At 73.1% G+C, this 15,223-nt stretch carries 13 protein-coding genes and 1 pseudogene; 8 read left to right on the plus strand and 6 right to left on the minus strand.

The window, feature by feature from the left end; all coding sequences use genetic code 11:
- The first annotated feature begins 461 nt into the window (after positions 1-461).
- Entirely contained in the window at positions 462-935 is a 474-nt protein-coding gene (locus ACIQTO_RS07750) for a hypothetical protein (RefSeq protein ID WP_402384334.1), read from the plus strand.
- Positions 936-1,215: 280 nt separating this feature from the next.
- On the plus strand, positions 1,216-1,455 hold the full coding sequence (locus ACIQTO_RS07755; protein WP_402384336.1) for an NUDIX domain-containing protein: 240 nt from the start codon (positions 1,216-1,218) through the stop codon (positions 1,453-1,455).
- Positions 1,456-1,788: 333 nt separating this feature from the next.
- Here ACIQTO_RS07755 and ACIQTO_RS07760 read toward each other — a convergent pair whose 3' ends face one another.
- Positions 1,789-2,841, minus strand: a complete 1,053-nt coding sequence (locus tag ACIQTO_RS07760) for a 5-methyltetrahydropteroyltriglutamate--homocysteine methyltransferase (RefSeq protein WP_402384339.1) — start codon at positions 2,839-2,841, stop codon at positions 1,789-1,791.
- Between the two features lie 193 nt (positions 2,842-3,034).
- Positions 3,035-4,759 (minus strand): NAD(P)/FAD-dependent oxidoreductase, encoded by a 1,725-nt coding sequence (locus ACIQTO_RS07765; RefSeq protein ID WP_402385209.1) that lies wholly within the window; start codon positions 4,757-4,759, stop codon positions 3,035-3,037.
- Positions 4,760-4,974: 215 nt separating this feature from the next.
- Between ACIQTO_RS07765 and ACIQTO_RS07770 the strand changes: the two genes are divergently transcribed.
- The 3 genes and pseudogenes from ACIQTO_RS07770 (at position 4,975) to ACIQTO_RS07780 (ending at position 8,380) form a co-directional block, all read left to right on the plus strand.
- The gene (locus ACIQTO_RS07770; RefSeq protein WP_402384340.1) at positions 4,975-5,367 is read left to right on the plus strand and encodes a hypothetical protein; all 393 of its coding nucleotides are present in this window, start codon (positions 4,975-4,977) and stop codon (positions 5,365-5,367) included.
- A gap of 548 nt (positions 5,368-5,915) precedes the next feature.
- Positions 5,916-8,041 (plus strand): annotated as a pseudogene (locus ACIQTO_RS07775) (thioredoxin domain-containing protein).
- An 18-nt stretch (positions 8,042-8,059) separates the two neighbouring features.
- Positions 8,060-8,380, plus strand: coding sequence for a GNAT family N-acetyltransferase (locus tag ACIQTO_RS07780; RefSeq protein WP_402384342.1), 321 nt, complete (start codon positions 8,060-8,062; stop codon positions 8,378-8,380).
- A gap of 30 nt (positions 8,381-8,410) precedes the next feature.
- On the opposite strand, the gene ACIQTO_RS07785 is transcribed toward ACIQTO_RS07780, so the two are convergent.
- A complete protein-coding gene (locus tag ACIQTO_RS07785) occupies positions 8,411-9,343 on the minus strand; it encodes a hypothetical protein (protein ID WP_402384345.1) in 933 nt (310 codons plus the stop codon).
- A gap of 265 nt (positions 9,344-9,608) precedes the next feature.
- Here ACIQTO_RS07785 and ACIQTO_RS07790 point away from each other — a divergent pair, with 265 nt between their 5' ends.
- Both ACIQTO_RS07790 and ACIQTO_RS07795 read left to right on the plus strand, forming a co-directional pair.
- Entirely contained in the window at positions 9,609-10,265 is a 657-nt protein-coding gene (locus ACIQTO_RS07790; protein WP_402384347.1) for a papain-like cysteine protease family protein, read from the plus strand.
- 8 nt (positions 10,266-10,273) lie between these two features.
- Positions 10,274-11,134: a hypothetical protein gene (locus ACIQTO_RS07795; RefSeq protein ID WP_402384349.1), complete on the plus strand. Its 861-nt coding sequence runs from the start codon at positions 10,274-10,276 to the stop codon at positions 11,132-11,134.
- A 103-nt stretch (positions 11,135-11,237) separates the two neighbouring features.
- Here the strand turns inward: ACIQTO_RS07795 and ACIQTO_RS07800 are convergent, their stop codons facing one another.
- Positions 11,238-11,894, minus strand: coding sequence for a TetR family transcriptional regulator (locus ACIQTO_RS07800; RefSeq protein WP_402384352.1), 657 nt, complete (start codon positions 11,892-11,894; stop codon positions 11,238-11,240).
- Positions 11,895-11,902: 8 nt separating this feature from the next.
- Entirely contained in the window at positions 11,903-13,498 is a 1,596-nt protein-coding gene (locus ACIQTO_RS07805) for an MFS transporter (protein ID WP_402384355.1), read from the minus strand.
- A 305-nt stretch (positions 13,499-13,803) separates the two neighbouring features.
- Between ACIQTO_RS07805 and ACIQTO_RS07810 the strand changes: the two genes are divergently transcribed.
- Positions 13,804-14,505, plus strand: coding sequence for a hypothetical protein (locus ACIQTO_RS07810; RefSeq protein WP_402384358.1), 702 nt, complete (start codon positions 13,804-13,806; stop codon positions 14,503-14,505).
- Here ACIQTO_RS07810 and ACIQTO_RS07815 read toward each other — a convergent pair.
- Positions 14,476-15,159 (minus strand): hemolysin III family protein, encoded by a 684-nt coding sequence (locus ACIQTO_RS07815; RefSeq protein WP_402384361.1) that lies wholly within the window; start codon positions 15,157-15,159, stop codon positions 14,476-14,478. The genes ACIQTO_RS07810 and ACIQTO_RS07815 overlap by 30 nt on opposite strands.
- Between the last annotated feature and the right edge of the window lie 64 nt (positions 15,160-15,223).

Consider the following 15,223-nt stretch of genomic DNA (forward strand, 5'->3'; position numbering starts at 1 on the left):
TTGCCGCTCCGTCAGGCGCCATCCCGCCCCGGGGGCCGCAGGCCACCGCCACCGGCTCGCTCGCCACCGCCCCGGTGCCGCAGGCGCCCGGACCCCGCCACCGCGCCGGTCACCGGCCCGCTGCTGGGCCGCCAGGCCCCGCCCCGGCTACCCACCGGTCCGGCCGCCAGGCAGGCACCCCCAGCGGCCGCAGGCCGCCCGTGTGTGAGGGCCAGGTGGAGCTGGAGGGCCAGGAGGACCGGGTGGTGGTGCCCGGCTGCACCCCATTCGGACGGCCGGCCGGGCGCGTCTATAGCACTGCAGTGGGCGGTCTCGGATGGAAATCCCAGTTCCGCTCCGACTGTTTTCGATCTTGGTAAGTTGATGCCCGTCCGGCGGCACGGAGCGCCTGCTGGGCTCTCAACCGGACTCTCGTACCTGTCGAGCGCGATGAAATGGGGATCCCTGTGTACACGGCGACAATGTCAGGACCTGACCTGGCCTACCGTGGCGTAACTGACGGATTCACCGCCTCGGTGCGGAGCTTCAAGGTCAAGCTGACGGACAGTAAGACAGGGAAGGCGTTGAAGCTCGGAACGAGTGCGCCGACCACATACGTTTCGTCATACGAGGGAAACAAGGCGATCGCCGTGTGCCAGCCGGGCACCTCCAAGGTCCTCAGCAGCCTTCCCGGTTCCCCCAGCAAGCTGGCCGCTGCCATCGACAAGGCCCTTTCGAATGCCGAACCGGGCGCCACCGATGACACGGTCACGATCCTGCTGGCTGCCTGGTCGCGGACCATCGACCGCTTCCCTTCCCGGAGCGAGAGCTTCTACGACGGCGTCGATGCCGACGGCAATAAATTCCGGCTGAAGATCTCCCTCAGCTCCAACACCACCGACGAGAGCCGCGACTGGGAGGACTCCTACAGCCTCAGGGTGGACGTCGCCAGCTGAAGACTGGCCGCCGCTGAACCGCCGCTTCCCAGACTGACGGCGCCGCCGGACAGCCGACCACGGCACCGTCCGGCCCGCCGCACTCTCACCGGGCAGAACCCGGTAGCGGCTGCCGGACGACCGGGCGCCACTCAGGTCTTGAGCTGCTCGGCGGCCGCACGCTGGGACCGCGCGGTCTTCGCGGTGGACTGTGCCCGGCGCCGGGCCGACCGCATTCTTCGCCTCGGCCTGCCGCTCTTGGGCGTCGGTCAGCGCGGCTTCGGCCTGGGCCAGGGCTGCCGTGGCGTCTTCGAATGCGGCCTCGGCCTCGCGGACACGCCGTTCGCCCTCGGCCTGGTCGTGCTCGGCGAGCTCCAGCAGGTACTGGGCTTTTTGCCCTGGCGGGGTACAGCACTCGCTGCCCGGCGGTCTCGTCGAGAACGGAGAAGACCAGCTGGCCGCGTTGCGCCGGGAGCTGCTCAAGGAGCTCCGCCTCGTCCTGGACGATCTTCCCGGTCATCGATTGCGCGCCCCGGGATGATGTCCGGTTGACGCCGAGCGCCGACACGTGAACATGCTCGGTCGGTACTCGTTCCTGCTGCCCGAGATGCCCGGCGGGCTCCGACCGCCGCGTGACCCGGAGCGGGCTGAGGCGTGAGTACGGGCCGGGGCGCCGCCCCGGCCCGGCTGGTCGGCGGCCACCGGGTTCGAGGCCGGCCCGGCGTGATCTCAGGTGGTCGTGAAGTCGACTGTGGCGTCGATGCTGCACAGATCGTCTTCCTCGGTGCTGTAGCCACGGACCAGGATCTTCAACTTGGCCGGGGGGTCTCGCGCTTGAGGTTCTCGCGGCTCGGGAGGCCGCGTCGAGGGCGCGTTACTCGACGCCCAGTTCCTTCGCGGCGAGTGCGGTGCCGTCGATGCGGGCGCGGATCTTGGCGAACGCCACATCACGCGAGGTGGACTCGTCCTCGGCGAAGTCGGCGAAGCCGGCGTCGTCGCAGGTGCCCAGCCGATCGACCGGGAGGTGGCGGGCCGCGTTCAGCACGCGGTCGCGGACCTCTTCGGCGCTCTCGACGCGCGGGTCGAGCGGGTCGGTGACGCCGACGAACACGCGGACGTTCGACGGCAGGTGGTCCGCGATGACCCGCAGGACCCGGTCCGGGTCCTGCTCACTGGCCAGTTGCAGGTAGAAGGCGCCGGCCTTGAGGCGGAACAGGTCCGGCAACAGGTCCGCGTAGTCGACGTCGAGGCTGTGGCTGGAGCCCCGGTCCGCGCCCGGGGAAGTGTGGATGCCGATCTCGGCGCGTTCCTGCTCGCTGAAGCGTTCCAGGAGCCGGTTGTTCAGCGCCACGAAGTCCTGCAGGACCCCCCGGCTCGGGTCGAGCTTGAGGGACAGCCGGCCTTCCTCGAAGCCGAGCTGAACCGTGTGCGCGCCCGCCTTGAAGCAGCCGCGAATGTCCTTCTCCGCCTCGTCGACCAGGTCGTCGAGGAACGCCTCGCGCGGGTAGCCGTCGATACCGTCCGCCGGGTACAGCAAGCTCAGCATGGAGGGGGCGGCGACGGCCTGCTTCACCGGCACCGTGGCATGCTTCAGCGCGGCCCGCACGTACCGGTCGGCGTAGGTGCGGTAGCGAAACGGGCCGGCGGTCAGACGGGGCAGCTGACGGGTGTGCCCGTCGGCGTAGGGGACGACGACGCCGTCGGGGGCCAGGTTGTCGGCTCCGGCGAACGGGTAGGCGCAGGCGCTCGGCTTGCCCTGTTCTCCGTCGGTGACGACCGGCGAACCGGTGACCTCGAAGTCCTCGACACTCTGGCGGACGGCCAGGTCCACGGCCTTGGCCAGGGCCGCGTCGTCACCTCCCTTCAAGGCGTTGAGGACGTCAACGGTGCGGGGAAGGCTGCCGATCGGCTCGGAAGGGATGCTCATGCCGACGAGCCTAGGAAGCCTCAGCGTCGCATCGGCCGCGCACACGCGCACGCCACCACCGGATCACGCCTGCGAGTGACCGGCGCGTCGGCCCGGTTGACGCCCCGCGTGCCGCTGCGCCCTGTCTGCGGGTGGGCTCCTGGAGGCGGGCGGCCCGGGGGTGGGCCGCCGCCGGCGGCATGCTCCGGTCCCGCTACTCGCGGTCTTCGCCCACCGGATGGATTGCCTCGCCGGCTCGCGGTGTTGCCGGCGCGGCGGCACGTCGGCGGCGGTCGAGGTGAGCCGCCACGAGCTTGGCCAGTTCCGGTCCGTGCTCGTATCCCAGCGGGGCCAACTCCGGCGGCAGGACGAATCCTTCGGGCAGCCGGGCGTACGTCTGCTCCATCCGCTGCCGGTACAGCTCCGCGAGGGCCGTCGGCCAGTCGCCGGTCAGCGGCGGGCGCATCCGTGACTCCGCGGTGAGCGCCTCGTAGTGGGCCGCTGCCTCCTCGACTGCCTGCGCGAGCGGCCAGTCGCAGATCAGGTCGCGCTCCGGCTGCCATGGGGCCAGCCACGCACTGGGCCGGCCGCCCAGGATCTCCGCGGCGAGCTCCTCGGCGATCAGCGGGGAGGCATGCAGCCCGTCCCGGTGTGTACCGGTGGCCACCGAGAGCCCGGGTGCCGAGATCGCGCCCAGCAGCGGGTGGCCGTCCACACCGATCGGCCGGTTGCCGTGGTGCAGCCGATGCACGGCCGTTGCGGTCAGGCCGTGGTGGAGCTGTCCGAGCGCCGCGTCCAGCAGGAACCGCAGTGCACCCGCCGTCGGGGCAGCGCCCGGGACGAGCGACGGAGCGGCCGAGGCACCCACGTACCAGCTGCCGTCGGCCTGCGGCACCGCGTGCAGGCCGCAGGCGTACGCCCGGTTGGGCGTGCGCAGCACCGCGGGCAGCGGTGCCGGTGCGCCGAGGGTGACCGACGTACCCTCGGCGGCAACTACCGGACACACCGTCAGGTCGGGGTGGAGCGCGTGCAGGAGCGGCGTCGACCAGGCGCCGGCCGCGACCACGGCGGTGGGGGCGGTGAACACCGCGTCCCGGCCGTGCAGCGCGTAGCCGGCCGCGGTAGCGCCCAGCTCGCCGGCCGGAGTCCGGACGACGTTCCCCAGCGTACCGAGGGCCCGGTCCAGGGCGGCGAGCCAGCGGCGCGCGTCCAGGAACGCCTCCTGGGGCAGGTAGAGGGCCCGCAGCGCCCGGTCGTTCTCCAGCGGCCGGTAGGCGGGCATGTCGTCGGGGTCCACGTTCTCCACGGGCAGGCCGTACCGCCGGCCCGCCTCCCGCACCGCGGTGAAGGCGCGCTCGTCGAGGCGGCCCGACACCGCGTTCAACAGCATGAAGGTACCGGTGCCGTAGCCGTCGCGAGCCTTGGGGCCGCCGTCGGCGCGGCGCTCGCCGTGCTGGTGCACGAGGGCGCGCCACTTCGGCCACCGGACGGCTGCCTCGACGGCCATCCGCACCCGCAACTCGCCGTGCCTGGTGCGCAACCCGCTCGCGGTGACCTCACCGAGCACGCCGAGCATCGCCCCGGCCGCCTCCGACGCCCCGGCACCTCGACGCCCCGCGCACGCCACCCGCAGCCCCGGCTCGGCCGACGCCAACGCGAACGCGATCGACCGGCCCAGGACCCCCGCCCCGATGACTAGAACATCAACCCCGACAGGCCCCACGAGCGCCCCCTTCCCACCCCGCCCGAACCAGACGCACCCAGCCCTACCCCGCCGAGCGCCACTTGATCCACGGTGGAGAGGCGACAGCCGGTGCGGTGGCCATACCGTCCAAGATGCCGTGGCGACATGGCTGCGGCGCCATCCAAACCGGTGAGTGCCAGGAACGGCGCCGGACCGCTCGATGCGGTGGGTTCGAGCTGCCCAGTGCCTCGGCACGACGAGGCGGGTGCCGGGCCAGTCGTGCTGGCGCTGCGGAAGGCGATCCGGGATCAAGGCCGGCTCAGGGGACCGTTCGGGTGGTTGTGACGATCATGATCGTCCGCAGGAGTGAATGCGGCTGGGACGCGATGCGGGGCGCGGGAGTAAATGAGGCGCGCCCCGGTTTTCCGCTGGGCCGTAACCTTTCCAGAAAGGGCACGATTCACGTGCGAATGCGTACCAAGCTGGTCCTGGCCGGTCTCTGCGTCGCCACCGCCGGCGCCGCCTTCGGAGGGATCGCGGTGGCTGCCGACCCCACCAACAACGTCACGGCCCCCTACACCCAGGCCGCGGCCTCCGTCGGCAGTAACGGCGGCATCTCCCAGAGGACCAACACCATCGCCTCGGTCAGCAGGGTCAACACCGGCTCGTACTGCGTCGTGCTGACCTCGGGCATCGACGCCGCCAAGGCCGTTCCGGCCGCCACCCTGAGCAACTCCGCCAGTTGGGGCAGCGAGGTCCGCGTCTCACGCAACGACGCCGCCTGCCCGGGCAACTCGATCCGCGTGACCACCGGCACCAACGGCGCAGCGGCGGACCAGCCGTTCTACCTGGTCGTTCCGTAACGGCCGGCCGCTGCGATGTCGTCCCCTCCGGGAGCCCGGAGGGGACGACATCGCAGCGCCAACACTGAACAAGGGCCGGTGCTTGCCCTTCCGGGCCGCAGCGTCGAGTCCTTCGATGGTCGACTCCAGAATGTCCCCCTCCTTGGGGGCGGCAAGCACGGCAAAGAACCTCGGCCACAGCCGGGGCGGTGTCCCGGTACTCGTGCCGCGAGGTGAAGCCGATCCATCTCCGCTGTCTGCCCGGGGCGCGTCGGATCAACTCTCCCTCGGGCTGGAACTCACCCGGGACCACCGAGGCCGGTCCTCCAGGAGCTCCGGGAGAGGGCCCGATCCGATCGCCTCCTGTGTCTGGACCCGGTAGATGGTCAAACCGGACAAGGCAGGTGGCTGGACCTCACCAGCACGGGGGGTGGCGGCGTCGCCCTAGGGGTTTGGCAGGTCAGACGCGGTGGACGCCGTCACGGCCGAGTACACAAGATGAAGGAAGCCGCCTGGCCCGACTGCTCGGGAGCTGGGCTGGGCGGTCCGGATCGTGCGACGATGCCGGTATGAACCGACTCGCGAACGCGACGTCGCCGTATCTCCTCCAGCACGCTTCCAATCCGGTGGATTGGTGGCCATGGGGAGAGGAGGCGATGAATGAAGCGAAGCGACGGGACGTGCCCATCCTCTTGAGTGTGGGCTATGCGTCCTGTCACTTATGCTTCTACTAATTTACTGGTGCCACGTGATGGCCCACGAGTCCTTCGAGGACGACCAGCTGGCCGCGTACGCCAATGAGCGGTTCGTCGCGGTGAAGGTCGACCGCGAGGAGCGGCCGGACGTCGACGCGGTCTACATGGAGGCGGTGCAGGCGGCGACCGGGCAGGGCGGCTGGCCGATGACGGTCTTCCTCACGCCCGACAAGGACCCGTTCTACTTCGGGACGTACTTCCCGCCCGAGCCCCGGCACGGGATGCCGTCCTTCCGGCAGGTCCTGGAGGGCGTCGACGCGGCCTGGCGGGACCGGCGCGAGGAGGTCGGCGAGGTCGCCGCCCGGATCCGGGCCGACCTGGCCCAGCGGGCCTCGGTGTACGCGGTCGGCGGCGGGGTCCACCGGCCGCCGGGCGAGGCGGAGTTGCACGAGGCGCTGGTCGCGCTCAGCCGGGACTTCGACGCCCGGCGCGGCGGCTTCGGCGGCGCGCCCAAGTTCCCGCCGGCCATGGTGATCGAGTTCCTGCTGCGCCACCACGCCCGGACCGGCTCGGCGGCCGCGCTGGAGATGGCCGTCCGGACCGCCGCGGCGATGGCCCGCGGCGGGATCCACGACCAGCTCGGCGGCGGCTTCGCCCGGTACGCGGTGGACGCCGACTGGGTCGTTCCGCACTTCGAGAAGATGCTCTACGACAACGCGCTGCTGCTCCGCGCGTTCCTGCACCTCTGGCGGGCCACCGGCTCCCCGCTCGCCCGCCGGGTGGCGCTCTCCACGGCGGACTTCCTGCTGCGTGAACTGCGCACCCCCGAGGGGGCGTTCGCCTCGGCACTGGACGCGGACAGCCTGGACCGGGAGAGCGGCGCCCCGGTCGAGGGGGCGTACTACGCGTGGACGCCGGGGCAGTTGGCCGAGGTGCTCGGGGAGACGGACGCGGCCTTCGCCGCGGAGCTCTACGAGGTGACCGGGGCGGGCACGTTCGAGCACGGCACCTCGGTGCTGCAGCTGCTGTCCGACCCGCAGGACGACGCGGCGGCCGAGCGGGTCCGGGCCGCCCTGTTCGCGGCGCGGGCCGAGCGTCCGGCGCCCGCCCGGGACGACAAGGTGGTGGCCGCCTGGAACGGGCTGGCCATCGCCGCGCTCGCCGAGACCGGTGCGCTGCTGGAGCGGCCCGACCTGGTCGAGGCCGCCGAACGCGCCGCCGACCTGCTGCTCGCCGTCCACCTCGCGCCCGACGGCCGGCTGCTGCGCACCTCCCGGGACGGCCGGGCCGGGGCCAACGCGGGCGTCCTGGAGGATTACGCGGACACCGCCGAGGGCTTCCTCGCGCTGTACGCCGTGACCGGCGCGGCGGAGTGGCTGCAGCTCGCCGGCGGGCTGCTGGACACCGTGCTGAAGCACTTCGCCGACGAGGCCTCCGGCGCGCTCTACGACACCGCCGACGATGCCGAGGAGCTGATCCGGCGGCCGCAGGACCCGACCGACAACGCGACCCCGTCCGGCTGGACGGCCGCCGCCGGTGCGCTGCTCACCTACGCCGCGTACACCGGGTCGGCGCGCCACCGCACGGCCGCCGAGCGGGCGCTCGGCATCGTCGGGGCGCTGGCCACCCGGGCGCCGCGGTTCATCGGCTGGGGCCTGGCCGTCGCCGAGGCGCTGGTGGACGGCCCGCGCGAGGTCGCGGTGGTCGGCCCGGCCGGGGATCCGGCGACGGGCGCGCTGCACCGGGCGGCGCTGCTGGGCACTGCGCCCGGCGCGGTGGTCGCGGTCGGCGAGCCGACGGCGGTCGGCGGGCCTTCGGCGGTCGGCGGGCCGGGTGGCTGGCCGGGTGTCGGGCCGGAGGCCGCCGGGGTGCCGCTGCTGGCGGACCGGCCGCTGGTGGGCGGCGCGCCCGCCGCGTACGTCTGCCGGCACTTCGCCTGTGACGCGCCGACCACCGATCCGGCGGTGCTGGCCGAGCGGCTGGGCGCGGCCGAGCGGTAGCGGGTCGCGCTCCCCGGTGTGCCGGCCGCTGTGGACGAGCGGACGGCGGACGGGCGGCTGCACCTCTGGGAGGACGGCGGCACCCCGGTCGCGATGGCCGGGAACAGCCCGGTGATCGCCGGCATGTCGCGGATCGGCCCGGTCTACACACCGGGCGAGCGACGCGGCCGCGGCTATGCGAGCGGTGTCACCGCGGCCGCCACGGCGCACGCGCTCGCGCAGGGGGCCACCGAGGTGCTGCTCTACACCGATCTGGCCAACCCGACCAGCAACTCGATCTACCAGCAGCTCGGTTACCGGCCGGTGGAGGACTGCCTGACGGTGGGCTTGCGGCGCTGATCGGCGCACCCGCCGCCCGCCCCGGGCGCGCTACTCCCAGTCCCAGCGGACGCCGAGCAGGCAGGGTTGCAGGGCGGTCGCCACCAGGTGGACGCAGTGGTGGCCGTCGAGGGTCAACTCCTCGGTCTCGTACGGTTTCTCGCCGGGGGAGCGGAGGGCGAAGCGGTGGCAGCGGACGGGCAGCGCGTCGGGGTGGAAGGTGACCTGGAGGACGTACTGGCCGGCGCCGGAGTTGAAGCCGCGGACGTACTCGCAGCCGGGCGTGGGTGACGGGCTGGCGTCGAAGCCGTAGCCGAGCAGGTGGGTGTCGCCGGCCCGCATCCGGCGGTCGAGGAGGAGTTCGGCGACCAGGAGGTCGTGGGCCTGGTCGCGGCGGATCCGGCCGGGGCGGCAGTTCTCCTCGGCGCGCACGCCGACCCGGGAGATGTCGCAGCCGGGATCCCCCTGGTAGAGGGCCAGGTAGCGGTCGATGCCGTCCCGGTGGGCGCGCAGCGCGTGCTGGGAGTCGCGGCGCAGCAGTTGGCGGTCGGCGCCGATCCGGATCCGCTCGATGTGGGTGATGGTGTGCAGCCCGGTGTCGCGCGGACTCGCGAGGGCGGCGAGCAGGTCGTCGACGGCGGCGGCCGGGGAGATGAGGTCCCGGTACGGGCGGACGGGTGGGCCGGCCTGGTCGGCGGGGCTGGCGCGGCGGGGGCCGAGCAGCCGGGTGAGGGAGTGCTCGGGGAGGTCCAGGACCTCCTCCAGGGCCCGGACCGCGCGCAGCGATTCGGGGCGCTCGGGCCGGCGACGGCCCTGCTGCCAGTAACTGAGGCTGGTGACCCCGACGTGAACGCCGCGCAGGGCGAGGTGCCGGCGGACGCGGTGCAGGGCGAGGCCGCGGGCGGTGATGGCGGTGCGCAGGGCCACGTGGAACGGGCCGGTGCGCAGCGCGGTGGCGAGGTCGGCCTGGTCGCTCCGCTGCATGGCGGCCTCCTCGGTGGGCGGGCAGGGCGGACACCGGTTGGTCGTGAATATTCACATGTGGAAGGCGGTTTGTCACCGGTCCGGGCCTGCCGCGCGGGCGTTTCGGGGGTGGCGTTCACACCTGGGCCGGGCCGTTCACACCGGCTTTCGCGGCCTGTGAAGGCCGTTGACCAGCTTCTGTCAACGGGGCGATGCTCGGTGACGCGATCCGGACCGCACCCAGAAGGAACCCCCACTCCTCTGCTGTGCAAGGAGACACTCCCCCATGCCAGTTCCACGGATACGTCTGCGCCGCGCCGTCGCGGTGCTCGCGCTGGGCGTGCTCGGCCCGGCGCTCAGCGTCGCGGCGACCACCCCCGCCTCGGCGGCGCCGGCCCCCACCGGTGCCTCCGCCCAGGTCCGTCCGGCCGCGGCGCCGGGCAGTACGGCCGATCTGGCCGGCACGTTCAAGAAGCTCAACATCACCATGCAGCAGCAACAGCAGACCAACTGGTGCTGGGCGGCGAGCGGCAACACCATCGCCACCTGGTTCGGCTACACCTACAGCCAGAACCAGTTCTGCAACGCCGCGTTCGGCCGCTCGATCAACTCCAGCTGCCCCAACAGCCAGGCCACGCTGGGCGACGTCCAGAACGGCCTGAGCTGGGTCGGCATCAACCCCGGCTCCTACGTCACCGGGTATCTGCGCTACAGCACGCTGCAGACCGAGGTGAACGCCGACCGGCCGGTCGAGACCCGGATCCAGTGGAGCTCCGGCGGCGGCCACATGCACGTCGTCTACGGCTACGACACCGGGAGCAACTGGGTCTACTGGGGCGACCCGTGGCCCTCCAACACCCGCTACAACTGGGCGGACTACAACTACTACGTGTCCAACGGCACGTTCTCCTGGACCCACTCCCTGTACCGGATCGGCGCGTGAGGGCGGCCATGACCAGCATCCGTAACGCGGCCGTCGCCGTCCTGCTCGCCGCCGGCCTCGGCCTGGCCGTCACCCCGGCCGCCCAGGCGGACACCCCGGCCGGCGCCGCCGCGGGCACCCCCGCACCGGTCGGCGCGGCCGACCTCGCACAGGCCCGCGGCGCGGTCCAGGACCAGGCCGTCCTGGACCGGTTGGGCCACTTCTTCGCCCGCAAGGGCGTGCCGCCGACCCAGCAGCTGACCATCGGCGCGGCCGAGGAGGCGCGGGCGGCGAGCGCGGCCGCCCCCCGGCTGGCGGGCGACACCGTGCCCGTCTACACCCTGGACGCGGACTTCGTGGCCGGCTCCCCGGGCGCACCGGTGGCGAAGGCCGAGTACACCGCCAGCAAGGCCGTCTCGGCGGACGGCCAGGTGGCCTCGGTCTGGACGGTGAAGCAGGGCGGCGACTGGCGGGTGGTCAACATCGCCTCCGGCGGGGACGAGACCGACTACGCGGCGGTGGCGGCGGGCAGTGGCGGCGGTACGGCGTTCCGCGAGCCCCAGCTCAACGCCTGGTACGTGCTGCGGGCCGGCCGGGTGCTGCCGCTGGACGACGAGGCGCGGCGCTCGGTGGGCGAGGCCGGGATCACCCTGGCCGCGTACCAGCGGCTGGTCCACCAGCGGTACGGGGACAAGCTGCCCGGCTCGGCGTACGACCGGGCGGGCAAGGGCGGCGGCTACCAGCCGGACGCCACCGGGCCGGAGACGGCCGCCGTGCGTGGTGGCGGCGGCGCGCTGCCCGCCGTGACGGCGGGCGCGGCCCTGGGCGCCACCGCACTGGTGGGTGCGGGCGTCGCGCTGCGGCGGCGGGCGGGTGCCCGGCGCGGGTAGTCGCGTCGCCCGCCGGGTGAGCGGGGGCGGGGTCCGGCCCGGCGGCCGGGCTCCGCCCCCGTGGCTCGTCGCCGCCCCCGTGCCGTCGCCGCCGCCGTCGTGGCTAGAGGCCGGTGAAGCCGCGCTCCAGCACGGCGAAGGTGTGGTCGACCAGGTCCGCGAAGTCCAGCTCGCCGTCGGTCTCGGCCCAGCGCAGGACGGTCTCGGTGGTCGCCGCCCCGATGGCGGCCGCGGTGATCCGCATCTCGAAGGTCGGCTCCTCGACCCCGTGCCGCCGGGTCAGCGCGGCGAGGTAGAGCTGCTGCGGGTCGTTCACGGTCTCGTACATCCTGGCGCGCAGCGCGGGGACGTCGTGGACCAGCCGCATGCGGGTGAGCAGCTCGTCCCGTTCGTGCTGGAGCAGTGCGCGGACCAGGCCGACCAGAGCCTCCCGACAGGAACGCAGAAACGGTTCGTCAGAGGGTCGGGCCAGCAGTGCGGTGACCATCGCGGGGTCGTACTCGTCGGTGAGGACGAGGTCCTCCTTGGTGGCGAAGTACCGGAAGAAGGTGGACTGCGAGACCTCGGCCGCCGCCGCGATCTGCTCCACCGTGGTGTTCTCGTAGCCCTGGGCGGCGATCAGCCGGTAGGCCTCGTGACGGATCGCCTGGCGGGTCTTCAGCTTCTTCCGTTCGCGCAGCGACAGCGGCGCCTCCAGCATCGCCTGGACCGTGTGGGCCGGGCCTGCCGGGGGCGCCGTGGTCGGCTGCGTTGCGCTCATACCTTCGATTATCCGTGATCGGCGGCCGGGACGGTGGCGGTCTCGGTGGCGGTCTCCGCGGCGGGGTCGGCGGCCTCGGCACCGCGTGCTTCGGCGGCCGGCATCCGCAGCGCGACCAGCACGGCCGAGAGCAGGGCGATCACCCCGGAGACGAGCAGGACCACCGTCATGCCGTGGACGTAGGCGGCGTGCGCGGAGGCCGCCAGCGCCTGGTCCCCCGAGGCGGCGGCCACCGCGTCGGCGGCGACCACCGACTGCTCGGCCCGGTGCGCGGCACCGGCCGGGAGCGCGGCGACGTCCAGCGCGCCGCGGTACGAACCGGCCAGCAGGCTGCCGAAGACGGCGACCCCGATCGCGCCGCCGACCTGGCGGAGCGTCTGCATCAGCCCGGCGCCGACCCCGGCCCGGGCCGGCGGCAGGGTGAGCAGGGCGGAGGCCTGGGCGGTGATGAGCGACAGGCCCATGCCCAGGCCGAGCAGGGTCAGCCAGACGGCCGCCGGGCCGTAGCCGTCGGAGACCGAGGTGCGGCTGCCGAGCAGCAGGGCGGCGGCCAGCGAGGTCAGTCCGAGACTGATCACCGCGCGGGGGCCGATCCGGGCGACCAGGCCCTCGCTGAGCTTGGCGGCCACCATCAGCCCGAGCATCATCGGCATCAGCCGCAGGCCGGTGCCGAAGGCGTCCGCGCCCAGCACGCTCTGGAAGTACAGCGGCAGCACGAAGAACGCCCCGAAGAGCACCAGCGAGACCAGCGTCGCGGCCACCGCCGCCCAGCGGAAGGTCGGGTCCGCGAGCAGGGTGAGGTCGAGCATCGGGGCGCGCTGGTGGCGGCTGCGCAGTACCAGGGCGGTGAGGGCGACCAGCGAGCCGCCGATCATGCCCAGCACCAGCGGGTCGGCCCAGCCGCGTTCGGGCCCCTCGATGATGCCGTAGGTCAGCGCGGCCAGACCGCCCGCGCCGAGCACGGTGGCGAGCACGTCGATCCGGGGCGCGTCGGGGTTGCGGGTCTCCGGGAGCAGCAGGACGCAGGCGACGATGCCGATCACCGTCAGCGGGACGTTGATCATGAAGATCGCGCCCCACCAGAAGTGCTGCAGCAGGAAGCCGCCGATCAGCGGGCCGAGCGGGGTGCCGGCGGCGATCGCGGCGGAGAGGATCGCGGTGGCGCGGCGCTGCTCGCCGGCGGGGAACAGGCCGGGGATCACCGCCAGGGACATCGGCATGACCAGGGCTCCGGCCAGGCCCATCGCGGCGCGGGCGGCGACCAGGGTGCCGGGGCTGTCGGCCAGCATGCCGACGGCGGAGGCGAGCCCGAACAGGGCGAGGCCGACGGTGAGGGTGCGGCGGCGGCCGAACCGGTCGCCGAGCAGGCCGGCCGGGAGCATCGCGGCGGCGAAGACCACGGTGTAGGAGTCGACGATCCACTGCTGCTGCCCGGTGGTGGCCTGGAGCTGGGAGGCCAGGGTCGGCAGGGCGACGTTGAGGATCGTCATGTCGAAGCTGATGACCAGGACGCTCAGCGCGACGGCGACCAGTGCAAGCCAGCGCCGGGGGTCGGGTCCGGGTGGGGCGGGAGTGGGTGGGGCGGGGACGGCAGGCGTGGGCACGGCAACCTCCGGGCGCTTGAGGGAGTCACTCTCAAATGACAGTAACTCCCAAAAGAGGCCGACCGTCAATGTGGGAGGTCCGGCGCGCACCTTGTCACGCTCCGTGACGTGTCCTGGAAGTGCGCGTTCCGCACAAGGAATTGACGCAACGTTGATCTGGCGTTCGCCGCCCCCGGGCAACTCCGGGTGACTGACGGTAGATACGATGTGGCAATCGGTCAGTGCGGGCCGAAGCGTGCCGAGAGCGGAGAAGGGGTGGGGCGGCAGGAGCCGACCACGAGCCCGGCGCAGGAAGGGGAAGTCGAATGGCCGGCAGGGAGTCGAGCGCCCAGATCTGGGGTGCGGCAGTGGTGGTGGCGTCCGCGTTGGCCGTGGTCGCGGCCTACCTGATCAACGGTGCCGTGTTGGTGCTGGGGGTCGCCGGGGTCCAGGTGCTGCTGCTGATGGTGTACGTCGGCCGGCGCTGGCAGCTGCTGCATCAGCAGGCCGGGCCGCGCGGGCGCCGTCCGGAGCGCGGTCACCGCCCCGGTCGGGGTGTCCCGGACGCCGCGCACTGCGAGCGCTGCCGCCGGGCCCGCGAGGCCCTGGACGCGCGACAGGCCGGCTCCCGCCCGTACGGGGCGCGCGAGCGGCTGATCCGTGAGCACCCGGGCCGGGACCGCCCGGTGCGGGAGTACCCGGCCCCTGAGTACTGGGCTGCCGAGCGCCCGGCCCCTGAGTACCCGGCCGCCGAGCGCCCGGCTGCCGAGCGTCTGGTGTCCGACTTTCCGGGCCACGACCGCGCGGCCCGTGAGCGTGCCGCCCGGGACCGCTCGGGGCGCGAGCGCCCGGCGTACGAGCGCCCGGCGTACGACGGCGGCCCGGCGCACGACCGCCCGGACCGCGGCCGCCCGGGCCGCCCGGGCTCGGAGTGGACAGCGGAACGGGCGGCCGCCCGGTCGCAGGACCGGTCGACCGCCCGTCGTGGGGGGCCGGGTTCAGCCGGCCGCGCTGTACGCCACCAGTGAGACCCCGATGTACTGCACGATGAAGGCTCCGAGGGTGAAGGCGTGGAACACCTCGTGGAAGCCGAACCAGCGCGGTGAGGGATTGGGCCGCTTGAGGCCGTACACCACGCCGCCGACGCTGTAGAGCACCCCGCCGACGATCATCAGCACCAGCACCGCGACCCCGCCGGTGCGCAGGAAGTCCGGTAGGAAGAAGGCGGCGGCCCAGCCCAGCGCTATGTACACCGGCGTGTACAGCCAGCGCGGCGCGCCGACCCAGAACACCCGGAAGGCGATCCCCGCCAGCGCCCCGCACCAGACCGCCCAGAGCAGCAGCTGCCGGGCGGCGCCGTCCAGCAGCAGGATGGTGAACGGGGTGTAGGTGCCCGCGATGATCAGGAAGATGTTCGCGTGGTCGAGGCGGCGCAGTACGGCGTCGCCGCGCGGTCCCCAGGTGAAGCGGTGGTAGACCGCGCTGACCCCGAACAGCAGCCAGGCGCTGACCGAGTAGATCGCGCAGGCGACCTTGGCGGGGGTGGAGTCGGCCAGGCAGATCAGCACGATCCCGGCGGCCACCGTGGCGGGGAACATCCCGGCGTGCAGCCAGCCTCGCCAGGTCGGCTTGACCTCGGCACACTCCGTGCTCTCCAGGAGCTCAGCAGTCATGGGCAGCATGCTACCCGCTACCTACGCATCCGTAGGTTACTGACGCGTAGGAAGTGGTGCTCATCACTACTTG

The organism is Kitasatospora sp. NPDC091207 (genome assembly GCF_044768625.1).
GTDB lineage: Bacteria > Actinomycetota > Actinomycetes > Streptomycetales > Streptomycetaceae > Kitasatospora.